Origin of the sequence: Desulfomonile tiedjei (assembly GCA_016212925.1) — a bacterium.
Taxonomy (GTDB): Bacteria; Desulfobacterota; Desulfomonilia; order Desulfomonilales; family Desulfomonilaceae; genus JACRDF01.
Genome location: JACRDF010000010.1, coordinates 346186 through 365644 on the forward strand (window position 1 = coordinate 346186; position 19459 = coordinate 365644).

At 54.9% G+C, this 19459-nt stretch carries 17 protein-coding genes and 1 pseudogene; 13 read left to right on the forward strand and 5 right to left on the reverse strand.

The window, feature by feature from the left end; translation table 11 throughout:
* Positions 1-54: 54 nt before the first annotated feature.
* Positions 55-627, reverse strand: a complete 573-nt coding sequence (locus tag HY913_05675) for a flavin reductase family protein (protein MBI4962750.1) — start codon at positions 625-627, stop codon at positions 55-57.
* Positions 628-865: 238 nt separating this feature from the next.
* Here HY913_05675 and HY913_05680 point away from each other — a divergent pair, with 238 nt between their 5' ends.
* The 8 genes and pseudogenes from HY913_05680 (at position 866) to HY913_05715 (ending at position 9941) form a co-directional block, all read left to right on the forward strand.
* Positions 866-2062 carry a thiolase family protein gene (locus tag HY913_05680; protein ID MBI4962751.1) on the forward strand — a complete coding sequence of 399 codons (1197 nt, stop codon included), beginning with the start codon at positions 866-868 and terminating at the stop codon, positions 2060-2062.
* 17 nt (positions 2063-2079) lie between these two features.
* Entirely contained in the window at positions 2080-3081 is a 1002-nt protein-coding gene (locus HY913_05685; GenBank protein ID MBI4962752.1) for a hypothetical protein, read from the forward strand.
* A 246-nt stretch (positions 3082-3327) separates the two neighbouring features.
* The gene (locus HY913_05690) at positions 3328-4572 is read left to right on the forward strand and encodes an MFS transporter (GenBank protein ID MBI4962753.1); all 1245 of its coding nucleotides are present in this window, start codon (positions 3328-3330) and stop codon (positions 4570-4572) included.
* Positions 4573-4865: 293 nt separating this feature from the next.
* Positions 4866-5213: a hypothetical protein gene (locus HY913_05695; GenBank protein MBI4962754.1), complete on the forward strand. Its 348-nt coding sequence runs from the start codon at positions 4866-4868 to the stop codon at positions 5211-5213.
* 801 nt (positions 5214-6014) lie between these two features.
* Positions 6015-8633 (forward strand): ankyrin repeat domain-containing protein, encoded by a 2619-nt coding sequence (locus tag HY913_05700; protein MBI4962755.1) that lies wholly within the window; start codon positions 6015-6017, stop codon positions 8631-8633.
* Between the two features lie 98 nt (positions 8634-8731).
* A complete protein-coding gene (locus tag HY913_05705) occupies positions 8732-9031 on the forward strand; it encodes a nucleotidyltransferase family protein (protein MBI4962756.1) in 300 nt (99 codons plus the stop codon).
* Positions 9028-9378 (forward strand): DUF86 domain-containing protein, encoded by a 351-nt coding sequence (locus tag HY913_05710; protein MBI4962757.1) that lies wholly within the window; start codon positions 9028-9030, stop codon positions 9376-9378. Before HY913_05705 ends, HY913_05710 begins: the two co-directional genes overlap by 4 nt.
* A 482-nt stretch (positions 9379-9860) precedes the next feature.
* Positions 9861-9941, forward strand: a pseudogene (locus HY913_05715) (high frequency lysogenization protein HflD).
* A gap of 60 nt (positions 9942-10001) precedes the next feature.
* On the opposite strand, the gene HY913_05720 reads toward HY913_05715, so the two are convergent.
* The gene (locus HY913_05720) at positions 10002-11408 is read right to left on the reverse strand and encodes an O-acetylhomoserine aminocarboxypropyltransferase/cysteine synthase (GenBank protein ID MBI4962758.1); all 1407 of its coding nucleotides are present in this window, start codon (positions 11406-11408) and stop codon (positions 10002-10004) included.
* A 244-nt stretch (positions 11409-11652) separates the two neighbouring features.
* Here HY913_05720 and HY913_05725 point away from each other — a divergent pair, with 244 nt between their 5' ends.
* The 4 genes from HY913_05725 (at position 11653) to HY913_05740 (ending at position 16873) form a co-directional block, all read left to right on the forward strand.
* The gene (locus HY913_05725; GenBank protein MBI4962759.1) at positions 11653-12060 is read left to right on the forward strand and encodes a hypothetical protein; all 408 of its coding nucleotides are present in this window, start codon (positions 11653-11655) and stop codon (positions 12058-12060) included.
* A gap of 613 nt (positions 12061-12673) precedes the next feature.
* Complete coding sequence (locus tag HY913_05730) at positions 12674-14623, forward strand: HAMP domain-containing histidine kinase (GenBank protein ID MBI4962760.1); 1950 nt, start codon at positions 12674-12676, stop codon at positions 14621-14623.
* On the forward strand, positions 14624-15796 hold the full coding sequence (locus tag HY913_05735) for a response regulator (GenBank protein MBI4962761.1): 1173 nt from the start codon (positions 14624-14626) through the stop codon (positions 15794-15796).
* A 117-nt stretch (positions 15797-15913) separates the two neighbouring features.
* Complete coding sequence (locus HY913_05740; GenBank protein ID MBI4962762.1) at positions 15914-16873, forward strand: hypothetical protein; 960 nt, start codon at positions 15914-15916, stop codon at positions 16871-16873.
* Positions 16874-16937: 64 nt separating this feature from the next.
* On the opposite strand, the gene HY913_05745 is transcribed toward HY913_05740, so the two are convergent.
* Both HY913_05745 and HY913_05750 read right to left on the reverse strand, forming a co-directional pair.
* The gene (locus tag HY913_05745) at positions 16938-17180 is read right to left on the reverse strand and encodes a hypothetical protein (GenBank protein ID MBI4962763.1); all 243 of its coding nucleotides are present in this window, start codon (positions 17178-17180) and stop codon (positions 16938-16940) included.
* Between the two features lie 150 nt (positions 17181-17330).
* Positions 17331-17687: a hypothetical protein gene (locus HY913_05750; GenBank protein ID MBI4962764.1), complete on the reverse strand. Its 357-nt coding sequence runs from the start codon at positions 17685-17687 to the stop codon at positions 17331-17333.
* 432 nt (positions 17688-18119) lie between these two features.
* On the opposite strand from HY913_05750, the gene HY913_05755 reads away from it, so the two are divergent.
* A complete protein-coding gene (locus HY913_05755) occupies positions 18120-18596 on the forward strand; it encodes a hypothetical protein (protein MBI4962765.1) in 477 nt (158 codons plus the stop codon).
* A 349-nt stretch (positions 18597-18945) separates the two neighbouring features.
* Here HY913_05755 and HY913_05760 read toward each other — a convergent pair whose 3' ends face one another.
* Positions 18946-19437 carry a hypothetical protein gene (locus HY913_05760; protein ID MBI4962766.1) on the reverse strand — a complete coding sequence of 164 codons (492 nt, stop codon included), beginning with the start codon at positions 19435-19437 and terminating at the stop codon, positions 18946-18948.
* Positions 19438-19459: the final 22 nt, after the last annotated feature.

Genomic DNA, 19459 nt, shown 5'->3' on the forward strand with positions numbered 1-19459 from the left:
TTGCTATTTTAGTCAGGCTGGAGCACGAACATGTCAATTCGGTTGCAGACTGTCTCAGCGGCCCAAAAGTGCCTTACCTATGGAGAAAGCCTTCCCCAGCAATTTGCCTATTCCGTAATATCCCAGATCGTCCGGAGCCCACAAGATGGGTCTGATTTTGCTTATGTCCGTTCCCTTTTCCGTCAATCCCTCTTCATCCACTTTGATGTCGACAATTTCGCCGATAAACTGAGTATGCAAGCCGATCTTGTGTTGGTGAATCACCTTGCATTCCAGGACAATGGGAAATTCTCCGACATAGGGAGCGTTCACCAAATCGCTTTTGACCGGAGTAAGTCCCGCTGCCGCGAACTTGTCCTCGTGCCTTCCTGAAGCCATGCCGAAATAGTCCGCGTGCACTACGTACGATTCCGAGGGGAGGCTTATGGTAAAGGCCTTCTGTTCCATAAGATTACCATATGTATGCGTGGCTTCTCGAACCGAAATGGAGACGCATGGGGGCGCGGAAGAACAAATTCCCCCCCAGGCCACGGTCATTACATTAGGTTTGCCATTCTTGTCGTAAGTGCCCACGACAAATACCGGAGTTGGATAGACTACTGTTTTGGCGCCGATTGACTTCTTCATAAGCTACCTCCTGACAGCTGACTGTCCCGCGCACCGGTCCAAAGAATGTGATTGTGTATCAGAAAAATATGATGGATCATATAAGTCAAGTCCAAAACGCGAAGGATAGTGAGCATTAAGTCCCTGGGACGCGGGCGGAAGGTCGTGGAATCCCCTCCCGCTTATGCCGAGTTCATGCAGTTTGGCCGGTTAGGAGCAATGTTCGCTCCTTGAATGGGAAAGGAGGAAGGACAGTATCATGGCCGGAAGAGTCGGTATCGTCGGAGCCGCTGTAACGCCGTTCAAGGCGACTTGGAGAGAGAAAACCTATTACGAACTTGCGCAAATGGCCACACGGGAAGCCGTTCAAGATGCCGTGATTTCCATCCGAGATGTGGACGCCGCATTCTACGGGATTTACAACGATATTTTCGAGAGGGCCGCCATTCCGGAGCACGCGATACACGGTTTGTGCGGAATGCAGAACAAGTTCGGCACGCGGATAAGCACCGGGGGCGCCACAGGGGCATACACGATTTCCGCTGCTCATGCCTATCTCGCAGCGGGGCGCTTCAAGACCGCCCTGGTGCTGGGTGTCGAAAAAGCCACGGACTGCTTCGACTTCTCTTCCATGTCAGCCACTCCCGAGGTCATTAAATCCATCGGATGGTCGGGAGACAGCTTCTTTGAACAATCTATAGGCTGGTCAGCGTCGGACAGTTACGCGGAAGTGGTCTTGGCCTATATGGACGAACATCCGGGAGATCTCAAACCGGAGATTACCGCACAGATCTCCTCGATTTTGAGCGAGTACGCAAAAGACAACCCCCTTGCCCAGCGGCAGCATGACCAGGTGACGCGCGAAGAGGTGATGAACTCCAGAATGGTGGTCTATCCGTTCAGAGAGTTGGAGATATGCGTTTACTCCGAAGGGGCCGCTGCGCTAATCCTGGCCGAGGAAGAAACCGCCCTTGCCATCTCAAGGAACAGCGGCAAACCGGTGGTATGGCTCACGGGGCTCGGCGAGGCCAATGAGCACTCATTCGCGGGGAAGAACCAGAAAGACATGGCCCGCATCATGTCGGACTATTACGGTTCACGGCGAGCCTACGAGATGGCAGGTATAACCGATCCCCCACGGGCCATCGAAGTGGTGGAGCTTCACGACGCGTTTGTTCATCAATTGGAAATCAGCATGGCCGAGTTCGGCCTGGTGCCGCTCGGTAGGGCGGACTCCTTGGTGGAAGAGGGACTTATGACGCCCGGCGGCAAGTATGTGGTCAACCGTTGCGGGGGCTTGATCTACTGCGGCCACGCTGTGGGCGCAAGCAACATCATGTCGGCATGGTCGGCCCGAAATCAATTGATTGAAAGGGGCCGCGGGACGGCGTTAGTTCATGGAACGGGCAGCACTGTGGCGCAATACACCTGCTGCATCACCCTGGAACTCCAGTAACCGGAGGGGGCGACACGATGAGCGACCGAAAAGATAAAATCATTCCGTCGAAATTCATACCCGAGGTGGGAGCGCACACCGAAACCATTGACGGCCAAAGGTATCTTATAGCCAATGACACGATGTACACCTTCTACAGGAGAACCAGAGGCGAATTCTCCGCGTTCTTTCTTGGATTGCGAGACCGGAAGAAGTTGCTGGGGTGCAAGTGCTCCAAATGCGGCCTGGTGAGGGTGCCGCCCTTTCTAACTCATTGCCCCGATTGCGACTTCGCCCCCACCGAATCGGTCGAGGTGGAACAGACAGGAGTTATGAACAGCACCCCACCCATCACCTACTTCGCCACCGCTCTGTTTCAGCACATGGCGCCCTACGGAAGGGGCAGGGTCGTTTTCCGGGGAGCGGACACGGCTATGAGCGTGAATTTGTACACCACGACAGGCATTCTCGTACCGGGGATGATCCGGAAAGGAACGGAAGTCAAGCTGGTTTTCCGAGACAAGAGAATCGGTGACGTGACGGACGTCTTTTGCGTGCCTGCTTCGGAACTTTCGCCCGAACAGATTAACAAAGAAGGGCTCCAGGAATCGGAGATCGATTGGGAAGCTCCTGTAGAGCCCGAGATTCCCTCGGCCTCCGAGCAGGATCAGGCGATTTTCCGCCAAGTCTTTGGCGAGATCAAGAGTGTGATATCTCAAATGAATTCAAACGATCGAGCCCGTAAGGATATTGCGGACTGGAAGCGCAACATCCTGGTCAAGACCAGAGGCGGTCAGTTCGTGATAGCGATTGACGACGGAAACATCGAAGTAGAAGAAATGGAGCCACTCACTTTGGATTTCGTCATGGTATGCGACGATCCTCGAACTCTTCTCGACGGCCTCTCTTACAGAGGGGCTATCACCGATTCAGTAATCAACAAGAAGCTATGGATCAGCAAGAACATGGAGTTCACCACGGTTTTCAAGCTGGACCGGATGGCCCGTTCCGTCGCGCGGGCCAGAAAAGCGGCCGAGTGAAGCAGAAACTGCGGGGAGAACTTTTTTGTAATCCCGCGGGACGCGGGACTCCCCGCACCCCTCTCCAAAAACTTCTGTATCATGCTCGCTGGGCAGCTCCCGTTGTTAGCGAAAACTGGCCGGAGCACACGACATAGAAGTATCTGGAAGGCAGCACCGAGAAACTTTTGTTACAAGAAGGTTCTGCTGGCGACATTCTTGTCTGAGCGAAACTCGGTATAACGCGAACAGAAGGTGTGACGAGGCATGGGAAACAACAGATTCCACTATGGTTGGGTTGTGGTTTTTGCCGGGTTGTTGGTGACCATCGGCGCTCACGGTTTCGGCCGCATGTCCTACACCGTGATCTTGCCGGCCATGAAGGACGGGTTACATTTCAACTACACCCAACTGGGACAGCTCGCCACAGGAAACTTTGTGGGCTATCTGCTCATGGCCTTGGTGGGGGGCTTCCTCGCAGCCAGGTTCGGGGCTCGTGTGGTGATCGCGTTGGCCTTGGTGCTGATGGGAATAACTATGATCCTCACCGGGTTTGCCGAGGCGTTTGGGTTCGCGTTTGCAATGAGGTTGATGACGGGATTAGGCAACGGGGCTGCTTACGTTCCGGCCATGGCTTTGGGGTCGGCCTGGTTTTCCGTTGAGCGCCGCGGTTTCGCCACGGGGATAGTGTCGGCAGGCATCGGCGGCGGTACGATGATAGCGGGATTTGTCGTCCCTGTTATCCTGAATGCGTACGGAACGGAAGGGTGGCGACTGGCTTGGTATTGCATGGGCGGCGCGGTCCTGGTGATCGCGGCAATTGCCGCGTTGCTGGTCCGTAACAGGCCTGAAGATCTGGGGCTCCATCAGGTGGGCGCGAAGCACACATCCGGGAATCCCGGATCTCCCAAGCCTATTGTGGCCCCGCTTGACTGGGGAAGCGTCTACAAGATGCCCGCGGTTTGGTTCCTGGGGCTCGTATACTTCATGTACGGCTTCTCGTACCCAATCTATGCGACCTTTTTTGCCGGATATTTGATCAAAGAGATGAAACTAAGCGGGGCCGAGGCAGGGGCGCTTTGGGCTCTCGTCGGCGGGCTAAGCATCTTTTGCGGGGTGCTGTGGGGCAGTTTGTCAGACAAACTGGGCCGCGGCCGAGGCGCGGCCCTGGCTTACGTTGTCCTTGGGGTGGCGTATGGGATTTTCGCCTTGTGGACAGCAAAGACCGGATTCTACTTGTCCGCGGTTGTGTTCGGTTTGACGGCCTGGAGCATACCCACGATCATGGCTGCAGCGGCAGGGGACTATGTGGGCCCGAGGTTGGCGCCCGCGGGCTTGGGATTCGTTACACTTTTTTTTGGAATTGGACAGGCCCTCGGGCCTTGGATCGGCGGTTATTTGGCGGACGTCACGCAAACCTTCAGGTGGTCGTTCCTTCTTGCTTTGACAGTCTCCGTCCTTGGAGCGCTTCTTTCTCTGCGACTTAGGCCGATCGCCACCAGGGATGGGTAGTCGCGTTTTATTGCCGGGTGTATGACAAAGCCGTAACCCCTGTGTGATTTTCAGACGCGTAACATATTGAAAGTAATAGCCTAAGGTTTTTTTGGCTGTTGGGTGTCCGATTTTAGGACACTTACCGGTCAATATTCGGTATTGATAGAAGAAAGAACGATAACGCATAGCACACATAACACAATAGTATTACAGTTAATTTAGTGTTTTGCTGTCCCGCCGCACGTCTTGGCACAAAAAATGCTTCTACTTGTAGTCATAGCGGAATGGGTGTCCATCACAGACTTTCACATTTGAAAAGCTCGGCCACGGTGCTCCAGGGAGGGTCTCAAACGGCCGGAAATGTGACAGCCAGAGGGCTAAGCATCGACGGGAGAGTTTTTGAGAAAGGGTGGACGATGATGGTGGAAAAGCGGATCGATGACATGATCGAAGCCGGTTGGCACGTGCTTGACAGCGACTTTGATACAGCAGCATTCCAACACTGGCGAAAACAGGCCTTTAAGTGCGTGAACGATCTGCTCGGTCCGGACCATACGTACACCCGTTCTTTCAAAGACTGCCTCCAGTCTGTGGAGGGAAAGAAAAGGTCACCTCAAGGGGGGGCACCCATTCCGAGGCCTGAGAAGGACTCTCCATGAGAATTGCTAGGTAGAAGAAGTAAGGGGGGAAGTCGCGACTTCTTCCGGCCGATCCTTTTTTGGGCCAATTACGCTGTGGGCAATCCCTTGAGGTTGCCCATATCTTTTTCGGCGCGTACACGCGGATTTCCTGCCAGGTTACCAAGCTTCATCCAGCCGCATGGCGTCCTTGATGTGGCTGCCGAATTCCTCTTTGTTCCTTTTCGGGTCGAGCCTTATCCCGACTTTTTCCACCTATACCCGGGCGCTTAGGCTTTTCCGTCAACGGAATTGTTCACTTTGCAAATAATGCCTCACTTTCGCGGAAATCATAGCGCCGACCGCATGGTATCCGTGCTTGTTTCTCATCGCCTGCTCCTGTACCGCGCGACCGGTGGTCGCCCTAACACGGGCGCATGCCATGCGCGCCGTACAGGAATTGGAGATGCAGCTCTGGATGATGACCAGCTAGCAGCCTCTTATTTGCCAAGTGCATGATTCCCTCGTAATCGAACAATATTCTTGACACTCGCTATATCTCTGCGCTCTCCGCGGCCTCTGCGGTGAAATGGTTTGGTGCAAGCACTCGGCCTCCCCGCGCAATGGAACAGGCGCAGGCACAATTTTTTTCATGTGTAAAAACCGACATTATTGTGATATAATACAACGAAAAACTAGTTAACTCCATAAACTCTGAGGTCCCACATAGGACTCAGACGGCCAGGAAAGCCGGAGAGTCGTTGGACACTTTAGACCAGCTTCTTCAGTGAGTTGCGCTCTGATCTCAGAATTCAGATTTATTTCGTTGCAAGCAGTAGGATAATGCAAGAACAGTTGATTCAGGCCGCGGCCTCGGGATCGCTGGCCAAGGTAAACGAACTCATCGCAGCCGGCGCTGATGTAAATGCCGACCTGGGTGCTGGGACGCCCTTGACGGCGGCAGCACTTGCAGGGCACGCGGACATCGCGGAGGTCCTTTTGAATTCCGGCGCACACGTTGACGCCACTGATGCGACCGGCTCAACGGCATTGATGGAAGCTGCTGTTGCCGGACAGACCCACGCCCTAAAGTTGCTCTTGGACCGTGGAGCGGATGTCAACATAAGGAACCTGGATGGGGAAACGGCCCTGGTCCGGGCCTGTGTATGGGGCCATGCTGAAGAAGTAGGGCTGCTTTGCGAACGTGGTGCGGACATCAATCTGCGAGACAAGGAAGGCAACACGGCCCTTGCATGGGCAATCAAGCAGGGCCACGCCGAAGTAGCCGAGCTACTTCTTGAGAGGGGCGCAGTTGTCGATTCCGAAGACAACCGGATCAATGCCGCTTTGGTTTTGGCTGCAGGGGCAGGGCAGCCTGCATTGGTAGAGCTGCTCCTGGATCGTGGCGCGGACGTCGAAGCAGAGGACGGCAACGGCGATGTTCCTCTGACCATTGCAGCTAGGGCCGCGGACGCGGAGGTAGTTGAATTGCTCCTTGAAAGGGGAGCGCATGTCAATGCCATTGATCCGAGGTTCGAGTGCACGCCGCTGTTCTGGGCCGCTTACAGCGGCAATACGAATGTGGTTTCACTCCTGTTGGATCGGGGCGCGGAGATTACGGCAACCAATAAGTACGGAACCACAGCGCTTCATTGGGCTTCGGTTGAAGGCGATGTCGAAGTGGCTACACTCTTGCTGGACCGTGGGGCTGATGCCAATGCAGCCAACCGCCTGGGCATAACCCCGTTGATGCTGGCCTCAAGGGCCGGAGATCATGCTGTGGGGCAACTTCTGATTGCTCGAGGAGCGAAAGTACAGGCACGAGACAAAGGCGGAAAGACAGCCCTGATATATGCTTGCAGCGTTGGCGCGGTGCCGTTGGCGGAACTGCTTCTGCAAACCGGCGCGGACGTTAATGCTCGCAGCAGACACGGGAATTCGGCCCTCTTTGTTGCTTCCTACAAAGGCCACGCAGAAACGGTCCGACTCTTGTTGGCTCACGGGGCTGATGTCAACGCGGCCAATCGCAATGGCCACACCGCCCTGTTCTGGGCCGCTCTGGCGGGAAGGACGGAAATCGTCGATCTGCTGCTGAATGCGAGGAGCACTGTGGACGTTAGGGACAAAAAATACGGGAGCACCGCGTTGTGTTGGGCCGCTTACAAAGGGCATGTCGACACGGTAGAGCTTCTTCTGGATCGAGGCGCAGATGTTCAGGCACAGGATGACGAGGGTAACGCCACTTTGATGTGGGCATGCCGATCAGGCCGCCCCGCTGTTGTTAGACTTCTCCTGAATCGCGGGGCAAGGCTGGACAGCAAAAACTCGGCAGGGTGGACCGCTCTCTCGTGGGTTTGCCGTAGAGGACTCACGGACATGGCCGAGACATTGTTGGACGCGGGCGCCACCGTCAACGGCTCCGTCGGGTGTGCTCTGTGCCAAGCCGCTTCCGGAGGCCATTTGCCCATAGTGAAACTGCTGGTATCTCGCGACGCCGGCGTGGATTCGGCCGATCAGCGTCACGGAAGCACTGCTTTGTCCTGGGCGGCTTATTCAGGGCATTCCCAGGTTTCAGAATGGCTTTTGTCCGCCGGCGCCTACGTGGATGCCCGGGATCGCAGGTACGGCAACACCCCGTTGTTCTGGGCTTCGTACAAAGGGCACTCCCAGGTGGTGAAAAACCTTCTGTCTTTTGGGGCTGACGTGAACCTTGCGAACAACTTTCGCAAGACGCCTCTCATGGTGGCCTCAATAGCCGGCCGACTCGAACCCGTGAAGCTGCTTCTACAAAATGGAGCCAATGTAAACGCGGAATGTGTCGACGGGAGGACTGCGCTGTTTTACGCTCTGAGTCAAGGCCATTCGGAATGCGCCGAAGCGCTGTTGAACGCTGGCGCGCAGATTGAATGCTGCGGCAAGACCCCGGATGAAGCTTTGATCGAGGCCGCTCATTGGTCCACTCCACCGCTCTTGGAGCTTCTTCTTGCCCGCGGGGCTGATCCAAACTCGACAGACGACAAATACCACAATACCCCGCTCTTTTGGGCCTGCCGTGGCGGCCGCGCGGAAGTGGTTGAACTCCTGCTGAATCATGGCGCACGGGTCGATGCAAGGAACAAGTTCGGCAATTCCCCGCTCTTCTGGGCGGCTCGAAACGGCAATCCTCGGATAGTCGACCTGCTACTTCAACACGGGGCTGACCCCGACGCTGCCGACAAAGACGGCAAGACAGCCTTAATGGTTGCATCATCCGCGGGGAAGCTTCCCGCGGTCAGAGCCTTACTGGCCGCAGGCGCTCAAGTCAACGCCAAAACCTATTTCGGCTGGACCGCATTAATGGAAGCCTATTTCGAGGGTAACGCCCAAGTGGTGGCGTTTCTAAAGAGAAACGGCGCTAATTTGGACGGATTCATGAAAAGCCGGTCCTGGCCTCCCGGCGGCTGGCAGGAATTGCATGCGTAGCTGAATATCGGTAGAGTGGCTTTGGAATCGCGTTAGCTCGGGCAAGACTGCTTTGAACACGAGTTGAACCAAGCTCGCAAGAAAAACGAAGTAACGAAATGAAACCGCCAAGTCTGAAAGAAATCCAAGCAATCTTGCGGGAACGGCGTGACGAGATGGCGCGGGATTACGGCGTCACGGAAATCGGCGTCTTTGGCTCGTGCCTCCGGGGGGAGGCTGCCGGCGACAGCGATATCGACATCCTGGTCACCTTTAGTAGGCCGGTGGGGTTCTTCAAGTTTCTGGAACTTGAGGAGCGCCTGAGCGAATGGCTCGGCGCCAAAGTGGATCTGGTGACCAAGGCGGCGCTAAAGCCTCATATCGGACGCCGCATTCTGAGCGAGGTGGCGATGCTGTGAAGCGCGAATATCGCGATTACCTCGAAGACGTACTGAAAGCCATCGACGAGTCGGCCGATTTCACCAGTGGCATTTCTTTTGAGGCGTTCACTCAGGACCGCAAGACGATTAATGCCGTGGTGCGCAGCTTGGAAGTGCTCGGCGAGGCCGCCAAGCACATTCCTGACGATCTGCGCTCCAAAGCGCCCGGTATCCCATGGAAATACATGGCGGGAATGCGCGACAAGCTCATTCACGAGTATTTCGGCGTTGACCTGAGCATCGTATGGACGGTCATCAAAAACGAACTGCCGCCTCTTCGCCCGGAAATCGAAGGTCTGAAGGCTAGGTTGGAACAAGAAAAATAACCCAAACTCGGTTTCGGATCGCTTGGCGAAGCACTTGTCCCTCATGAACCTTTGCTCTACAACTTTTGCGCCTTTCACACCACAATGAGAGCCACTTGATCTCAGTTCTTAATCGCAGACAGTTCACACTTGCCATGACGCCAAACATCCCGTGCTAGGGATCTCGTGATTGACAAGGTTACTCTGGGGTCTTATGGTTTTCACACAAAGGGCAGATCAATACTACGAAAGTTGAGACCATTCTCATGGATGATATCCAAAAAAGCAGAATTCGCCTGGTGCACTGGATCGAACACAACGTCGAGCACTTGAAAGGGTACGACGAGGTCGCAACGACTCTCGAAAGGGAAGGGCTCCACAGCGTTGCCGCAAAGATCCGAGAAGGCATCCATCTGATTGAGGCTGCCAACAGCGAGTTTCAGAAGGCCTTGGGGGAACTTCCGGGAATGGTGGGCCAGGCTGAAACCATGGGCAAAGAGCACCATACTCACTCGCACTCTCATGGCGAAGGTCATGAGCACTCGCACGAGCATGGCCATGCACATGGTCACCAACACCATCACAAGGACTAGTGCCTTTGGGGAGTCGCTTCTTGCGGGAAAGCGCTCCCTCTCTCACGCTGCTCAGTTTGCACTCAAGGCCTGATCAAGGTCTGCAAGAATGTCGTCGATGTCTTCGATGCCCACCGAGAGGCGGACCAAATCAGGCGGAACGCCGGCAGCTATCTGCTGCTCGCGGCTCAACTGTGAATGGGTCGTGCTTGCAGGATGTATGACAAGACTCTTAGCGTCTCCCACATTGGCCAAATGTGAAAACAGCGCCAGGTGGTTGATGAATTTCTCCGCGGCCGGCGTCTCCCCTTTTATTCCGAAGACCACCATTCCCCCGCCCAGGCCCTTCAGAAAGTAACGCTGGCACAGGTCATAGGACGGATCCGACGCAAGGCCGGGGTACCGGACCCAGTCGACTTTTTTGTGGGCTTCCAGGAATCGTGCAACGGCCAGTGCGTTCGAGCAATGCCGCTCCATGCGTAAAGAGAGTGTTTCGAGGCCCTGAAGGAAAATCCAGGAATTGTCAGGGCTGATGCACGCACCCAGATTTCGGAGAGGAACCAGGCGCATTCTCAGGATGTAGGCCATCGGGCTTAGCTCGCCGAGGTCCCGTCCAAACCGAAGGCCCCCGTAGGAGGGCTCGGGCTCATTAAACAGACGGAACTTGGAATCGGTCCAGTCAAACTTTCCTGAGTCGACGACAACGCCCCCTACTGCGGTCCCATGTCCTCCCATCCATTTTGTGAGGGAGTGAACCACTATGTCCGCGCCGTGCTCCAGAGGTCGAAAAATATATGGCGTGGTGAACGTTGAATCAACGATTACGGGAACATGGGCATGCTGCGCGACGCGAGCTATCTCCTGGAAGTCCGGGACTCCGAGTTTGGGATTGCCTATTGTTTCGAGGAAAATAGCTCTTGTCTTGGAATTCAGGGCGGCTCGGAATTCCTCGGGCCGGTCGTGCTCGACAAATCTTACTTTGATGCCAAATTGCGGGAGGATGTCGTTGAACATGGTGTACGTCCCCCCGTAAAGATTGCGGGCAGAGATGAATTCTTCGCCGGCCTCCATCAAGTTGATCAAAGCATAGAAAACCGCACTGGTGCCGGACGCAAGCCCTAATGCGGCAATTCCGCCTTCAAGCGCGGCCGCACGTTGTTCAAGGACATCGGTCGTGGGATTCATAAGTCTGGTGTAAATGTTGCCCAGTTCTTTCAACGTGAATAGATTTGCGGCATGTTTTGAATCCTTGAACACATAAGAAGATGTGCGGTACACGGGAACCGCGCGGCTCAAGGTCGATGGATCGGGCTTTTGACCCGCGTGAAGGGCCAGGGTGTCAAATCCATATTTCCTTTCTTCGTGGTTCAATTTACGGACCTCCTCGCCGCGTTGGCGACCCGCTCTACATGGCTCATTTTGAAGTACCTTAATTCGACAGAGTTGGCAACCTATAAGCCCACACGACACATAACGCATAGATATAGTTACCTAAACCCCATATCACTCCGATTGAGGAAATGTTTTTCAACTAATCCGACTAGTTAGCAATAAAAATCCTTGACAAGGCCTTAAATCCCAACTATACGCACCCAAGTGATTACGGCTGATTAGCCGTAACCTGGGGTGATGACAGGTGGAAACCGTCCAATCTCGGAAGTCCGACTATCTAATCGGATCTTCCCTTTGATGCTTAGATTTTTTGAATTTGGGGGTAAGGTTCATGGTTGCAAAGGCTGGATCTCCGCGGCAGAACGCCATCTCCTCTGTGAATGCCGGACCCGGAGCATATGACGATCTCAAGGCCATCTTAGCGTTGGCCACGAAAAACGGATGGGATGTGGAAAGCCTTGGGCTCATTTCCAAAGACCTCCGTCCAACCGAACACTCTCCACTCACGAGAAAACAGAAGCTGGAGCGAGACCGACTAGTAAAAAGTATTTTCAGGCGCTTCAGCTCCTTCCTTACCCCGCCCGTGCCGCCCGACCTGGAACAATCAATACTCAGCAGAGCCAAAGAAACCTGGCTCCCCTGGGAACGGGAAGTAATCGAACGAATTACCTCCTGGCGCCTGGAAATGAGCAAGGTCAAGCCCACAATCCTCGCGGAATTAAATAGCGTTCTGGGGTGAACCCGCGACCGCTCTTGGACGGAATCGCTGCCACGCAGCCTCTTATATTGTCGCACGCAGAGAAATGCGGTAGCACTAAATCCCTCTCTGAATCCACGGTTTCTTTGGGCACGGCGCGCCGTGCCCACTTCATACCAATACCCTTTCATATAAATGAACATGGCGGGCATCCCGCGTCTCGGGGGACAGCCACCACACTACGGTAGGGGCCATAGCCTGCCCCGGACCGCGATCCGGGGTCCCTGTCACGCCGGGGGCGTGATTGATTTATATGCGCATTGACCACCGGCACGGAGGCCGGTGGCTACCAAATCCAAAAACGTTTTTCACAATCGGACACTATTCTCTCTTTCGGGGAATGGGAGAAGCACCTGGCCTTCAGGGGAAGACTCCACCGCTTTCAGGCGGCGGAGTCTTCACTCTTGGCAATTGCTAAAATCCTCCTGTGCCGGCAGCGGCACCCAAGGAATGAGCCCGGTCTGTTGGACGACAAATAGGAAAAAGCAGAACATTTGGTACCCAACATGATGCCCGGAGCTTCAATGGTTCGAATGCAGGACATTGTCGATAGTATTTCTTGACATTTGACGTAATATCGAATAATTATCCGCACATGTTAAACAAGTTTATCGTACAACTTGAGAAGCGCACCTCCGTCAATGGCCTGGTCCACCGTTTCAGCAATTTGTTTCAACCCGATTCAACTGGGCAGCCCAGATTCTCAGACGACGCCTTTTCCGAGTTGCTGAGCTTTGTGGACAAGGGAGACGCCTCCTATCAGAGCGTCGCTGTGCAGGCCGGAGTAAGGTGGTCGGCATCGTCCCAGAAAGTGGCGTTGCGCAACACCCTTGTGCAGCGAGGCTTTTTTACGCCGTCTTGTCTGTGGGCCTACAAGCAGATGCGAGGCAGCGCCGATCACCTGTACGAGGATTTTCCTGCGCCCGAGATGGGGCTCATGCAAATCCTTCTTTTGAAGGAGTCGGACCCGAAACAATCTGTTCCGTTCCTCATAGAGAGGTTTTTGACCAGGCGGGAACTGCCGGAAGAGCTGAGAACCGCTTCGCGGCTTTGCATTCTGAGGCTGCTGGATTCCGGGATTTCTCCCGACCAGCTTGGATCTTTTCGAAAGCGCTATCCTGAGGTAGAGGTCCTGCAACAATGGCGTCCGGGCATTCCTGGCGGCCAGTCGCGGCTGCATCCGGTTCGCGACCCCGGCCCAATCGACTTCCACCAGATGGTGCGGTCTGTCCACGATATAAGAGAATTCTCTTCGCTGACCCGAACGGTTTACCTGCTGTCATTGTTTTATGTTCCTCTGGCAGAGAAGGAGTGGCGCTCCCTCTGGCTCAGCCGGACCGACCAGATCTTCCTGCAACGCCTCCAACTGGCAGGTATAGTAGAACAGAACGACAGTGGGCTAATGCTCGCCACTGACTCAGGCAAACAGTCGGTGGTGAAGAAGTTCTTATACGAATCTTATGCGCTTGCTAAGGACTCCGTTCGTCGTAATCGGGCCCAACGCGTTCGAGAGGAGAGGGAAAGGCGGGTCCGCACCAGTGAGCTGGACAGGCAGGCCCTTGAAATGGTCCCGGACGGAATCATCTGCGTGGACGGCCCCGGATTTTTGTACTATATGAACCCCGCCGCGGAACGCATGCTCAATGACAACAGACAGTTAAAGGAGAGCCTCTTCGGCGCGGGCTCCCTGGAGGATTCACTCAGTCTCTATTCCCGTGACAAAGTTATCGCGAGGATAACAGCGGCGATCAGACAGGGAGACGAATCTACCGAGATTTTCGGGGACCGGATAATAATCAAAGCAGGTGGAAAACGATTTGATGTCGAACTGGGGTCTCAGGTGGTTCTCGTGAGAGATGCCACGGATCAGCATCTCATTGACGAAGAAATTGGAAGACTCTACCGCCATGAGCTTAAGGCGGCTTTGGAAGTATTGGGAGTCGGTTTGGACAGTGTCAAACAGCTCGTGGCCGAGGACCGCAAGGAGGAGGCGACCGAATTCCTCGGGCAAGTAGAGGAGAAGCGCGCGGAACTCGTTTCCATGCTTGAGGAAAGGATTGACTTTATTCGCCTTCATTCAGACGCCTTCCAGATACGCCCCACTGCGATCAATCTAAACCTGGTGGTGGACAAATGCGTGTGCAACTACCGTGAAGCCGCCTTGGGCAAAGGCGTCACCATAAAATCGAATCATTTGCACACCACAGCGGAACTCGTCTCAGGGGAGGAGTCTTTTCTGGTGCGAGCATTGGATAACATTATCCGCAATGCCGTTAAATTCTCCAAAAAAGGGGGCCGCATAAAGGTCTCTCTGGGACATGAGGGGTTTGAGGCGTTTGTTCGCGTGGAAGACAACGGCCCCGGAATACCTCCGGAAAATCTGGGCAAAATTTTCCAGTTGGGGTTCACCACCGGAGGGACCGGGAGAGGCCTATACCTGGCTCGGAGAATCGCCCTAGCCCACAACGGTAGAATAGAACTAAAAAGCTCCGGCGGCCAGGGGGCTTGTTTCACTCTGCGATTGCCGTTGTTGACGGAGTCATAGGTGAAAAGACGAATTTCGGTTCTCATAGCTGACGACGAAATAATAATCAGACGCAAAGTGTGCATGATGCTGGGGGACAGATTCATACTGGACCAGGCCCCCACCGCTCAATCAGTGCGGGAGCGCGATCTTGCCAAATACGACGCCGTGCTCCTGGATATAGTCTTCCCTGACGGCAATGGGATAGATCTCTGCCGCGAAATCAAACAAAAATCACCACACTTTACCGTAGTCATAAGCTCGTCTATGGAGAGCGTTGACGCATGGAATCAAGCCTTTCAGGCGGGTGCGGACGGTTATCTTGAGAAAAGGGAACTCCTGGCTCTGGATCCGCGTAAGATTCAACTGATGATAGAAAACCTCGTCGAACGCAACGAGCTGCGGCAGAAGAACGAAGAAACGCACCGACGCCAGGTGGAGCTGATGGCCGTTCTATCCCATGACGTTCGAGCGCCGTTTCAAGCCCTGCTTGGGACGATAGACCTGCTCCGCAAAAGTAGCATACCGGTCGAGGCCGCTCAGAGCGTGGAAACCCTCTATGGTTGCGCCAAGGATCAGTTGTCATTCATAAATTCGCTGCTGGAGCTACTTCGGCTCGAATCAGGCGTCACCGAGTTGCGTCCTTTGCAGATAGACCTGAATCTCCCGGTCAGCCAGTCAGTCCAGGGCCTGAAAATGCTTGCTTCGGCCAAGGGAATTGCGCTTGACGTGAAGCTTGCGGCTGAGCTTCCCCAAGTTGTGGGAGATATTGGAAAGACATGCCAACTTGTGGGCAATCTCGTGTCGAACGCCATAAAATTCACGCCCCGCGGCGGAAAGGTTTCCATACGGACAGTGGCTGTACGCAGAAACGGCGTTGCAGGAGTCGAAATCGTTGTCGCTGACACCGGCGTGGGCATAGTCCCGTCCCATCAGGAGAGGATCTTTCAACGTTTTCGGCGGGGCCGCGATCGTGGTACCGAAGGTGAGACCGGAACCGGGCTCGGTCTGTCCATCTGCAAAGAGATCGTTCAACTTCACGGAGGAACGCTGGAAGTTAGCAGTCAAGTCTCCAAAGGGAGCATTTTTGTGGTCTGGTTCCCGGCGAAGACCGCGATTGGTCCGGCTGCTTCCGGGGGGCACGTCCGAGAAACGTCCGAGGCGCAGTTGACGAACCGGTTTACCGCATGCTAATTGACAAAACGCAAAGTGGCGGAATCACCGAAGCCGTTCCATTCCGAACAGGTGATTCCACAGGGGCTGCACCAAGACCCGCAGGGTCATGGCACAAATTGCTGAAAGCGGCGCGGTTTGACCCGGACCGGGAACAAAGATCCCGGCCTCGTCAAACCTCGAGGCTTTTCCGCCCGATCGGATGAGCCTTACGTAAACCGGGACTCAGCGGAAAAGGAGTGCAGTCCCATTCAAAGATCAGCCTGCCAGACTAATACGAGTTCGCTTGCCGTCGGCGCACATTTTTCAGATGTGACAAGGCCGCCTCGGGTAGATGGCCTCCGCTACGGACGGCACGGCCTGACTGTGCTTCGGTGCCCTGCCGGGAGCGGCTGCAAGTCTCTCCACGTTTTGAAAGCAAACTCCCATGAGAAATCATGCACGCGAGAACGCGAGGGAAAGGGACCGTGGCCGCTGAGATTCCCCGTCGATCTGGCAGCATGCCTGGTCCTCGTAGTATTCCTACTGGCCGGCTGTGAGCTTGTTCCCACCAAACCGGACGTTGTGTTAACGCTTTACCGAGATCGCATGAAGTCCGAGAACCTCCCCGCTGCCCGCGAGCTTCTTTCCGAGCCATCCAGAAGCCTCGTTGAACAGTTGGTTTCCCGGTACAACCTCAAACAGCCTCCGGAAAACCTGGCGTTGATCAACATCCTGGACCCCGTGACCCCGCCTTCGGTCATGAAGTCAGAAGACACATATGCTTTGCTTCAGGTAAGAACGTTGAAGGGTGACTTCCGGTTGGTACGGCTGATACGCAAAGATAGCAGCGCGCCGTGGAAAGTGGACATGACCGAGGAACTCAAGGCGCTTGAAGCTTTCATGGAAGCACGCGGCACACTGGAATTAATGAGGGAACAGGCCGGGGAATACGCTGAATCATGGAAGGCCTTCAATGAGCAGCTCGGAAAGATGCACCTCGCCGAGCCGGAAGCCCCCAAGCCACCCGCTGCCCCGAAACAATTGAAGAAGCCCAGAGAGAAACCCGCAACATCCAAGCAACCTCCGAGAAAGCCCGGAGCCACTTCCGGCCAGTAATCCCAGCTCGCATTCAAAGCCTTATAGCCGCTGCCATAATTTTTGTCCGATTTGCAGGCACCCTTCATTCCGTCCTTCCTGCGATCCCCAAGATTACCCCGGTGAAAACCGGGGCAGGAATCCAGTCCCGCGTCTCGCTGATTCCCTGGGTTCCACCCTTCGCGGGAACGACGGACGTTATGACGCTCTGGCAATAGGCCTCGTCGATACGGTCTGAAAACCAGACTGATCGTCTCGTGGCTAAACGGACATTACTTTTGGCAACTGGTATAAGCGTCGCGGCAGCAGAGTTAAGGGAGTGGGACATGATCCCGCCTGCGCCCTCTCACTAAAGGGCGCGGGTTGGCGGGGTTTTCTCAAAAACAACCAATGCACCTGCCACGTTGGGTGTTGTTTCCGTGTTTGCGCATCGGCATAACGAATGAACCCACAGAAGGGCTTTATTCCCTGAGCGGCCTCAGTACCAAAGGTTCGATCCAGCCCCATCCATTGCCGGCAATTGATGGTACATAACAGGATTGAAAGGTTGGGCGCCTTGGGGCATGGCAGGAGCGTGTCCGCAGTTCATCCCGGGGGCGCAGTCTCCCCCCATCAACGGCAGGACCTGGTGCTGAGGAGCGCCGGGATAGGGAGGCTGAGGCTGTGGGTTCATCATTCCACCCGGTGCACCGGGATTTCCGACTGACCTGATGTCATTCGTGCCCAATGACCACGTTGTGATTTTGCCGTGCATTACAGTGTAAGCGCCTATGGGCGAGGCAGCCGCGATTACGACGATGAGCGCCAGTAGACATGTGGAAGATAGTTTGGTCATACCCGGTTACTCCCTGACTATATTAATCCTATATCTTATAGGATTCTAATAATGGCTTAAATTTACGAGATTAAGCTACCATATTCAATGGTATAAGTCAATAGACATGTAATTGTCCGCATATAAATCAATACGATCTGACATATAATTATATTAATGGTATAACATCCCATCAATACATAGGTGATGGCCGAAGGTCATGACAAACGCCCGGCTCCTTGACCAGTCTCCAGCGTCGTGGTATGCCTGTAAACGAGCGTTCAGGTCATTCTTCTTTGTTTTGGCTGAGACTTCCTGCGCGGGGGCCGCGCTGCTGGCCAAGGGTGGCTTGTGTGATGCAAGGCGCCACCCCGGTGCGGGTTGTGATTCTCATCGGTCCGGTTAGTTTTCATAAGCCGCGATCCGATCATCTGCAGGCGTGAGGCAAACGGAATGCTTTCTAAGACGTTTGAGGCCAAGCAAGCTATTGATCTTCTCGATTTGAAGGACAGGACGGAACTGGATCGAGCCGTGGCCGAAGGCGGGATTGAGGAGATAAAGAAGGGCAAGACCGGGGCCCGTTTTCGGCTGGCAGACCTGATTGTGTTCAGGTTGGCCGCAGTGATGGGGCAGGTGGGCGTGGAGACCCAGAAGGCCTTCAGATACGCTGAGGCCGTATTGGGACAACGACTCCGGGCGCACGACAAGAACCCGTTGGACTGGATTGAAAACGAGCAACAGGAGCTGTTCTGTTTCATCGAGGATGGACAATTGACTCGAATCTTCTTGCGAGCAAAGGAAGATCCCCGAGAAGTAGATGTCGGCGCGGTGAAGCCCGTGCTCTTCCCGACCACTAGAACCGAGATCAACGTCTTCAGAGTTATTAGGCCGGTACTTGTCAAGGTCCGACACCTGGACGATGCGGAATAGCCGAACCCCGGGTCTCTTAAGCCGAGCATATTACGGCTTTTCCAATCTGCTTGGGGAAGGGTCTACGGTGGGGATTCGCCGCTCGGGGGTTTTTAGGAAAGGGTCCAGGGGGGCCTTTTCGATCGGCCTCCCCGGTCATATTCCACGGAATTCCTAAGGTTTTGCAACAAATCTGGGCAGGGCGGCCTGACCGGCCGCTTGGGAGCAGAATCGCCGTCAGGCGAGTAAATTTGCTCGCCTTTGTCGGAACTATGCGACATTAAAATCATTTTGAGCCGGTGGCCGGATCAGGTACCCGGTCTCGCGCGCAAGCTTCCACTGAGCCGGAGCGATTCGCCGATCTGGAGCCTCATCGGGTCTTTGGCGGAAGTTGGCCTGTCTGAAGAGGCGCTATCTTGGTATTAGCTTCGGCTTTTTGGGCCGCTTCGGCTTTCTGAGCAGCTTGGGCTTTCTGAGCCGCTTCGGCGTCCTTCTGAGCGGCCAGGCTCGCCATCTGCTGCTTGATGTTGGCCATTTCGTTGTCGTACTGTTTCATCTGCCGGCCGCAGCTAGCCACCGCGTTGCTTTTCAGGGCTTCCACCTGTGATTCCAACTGGGTGATCTGGGCGCCCAACTGGACACGTTGCTTGACCAGGTTTTCAATGGACGTGGTTAAGGATTTCATCTGACTGTCGAGGCTGGCGCCGCACTGTTGTTTGGCTTCATTCATCTGGCTCTGGACGGCTTCCGCTTTTTGCTGCAGGGCCGCCATCTGCACCGAAACGTCCTCTGCATATGCGCTGATGCTTAACGTGACAACGGCGATGGCGACAATCACTGTCAGCACTAGGCTCTTGTTCATCTCCAAACTCCTCTGTCGGGTG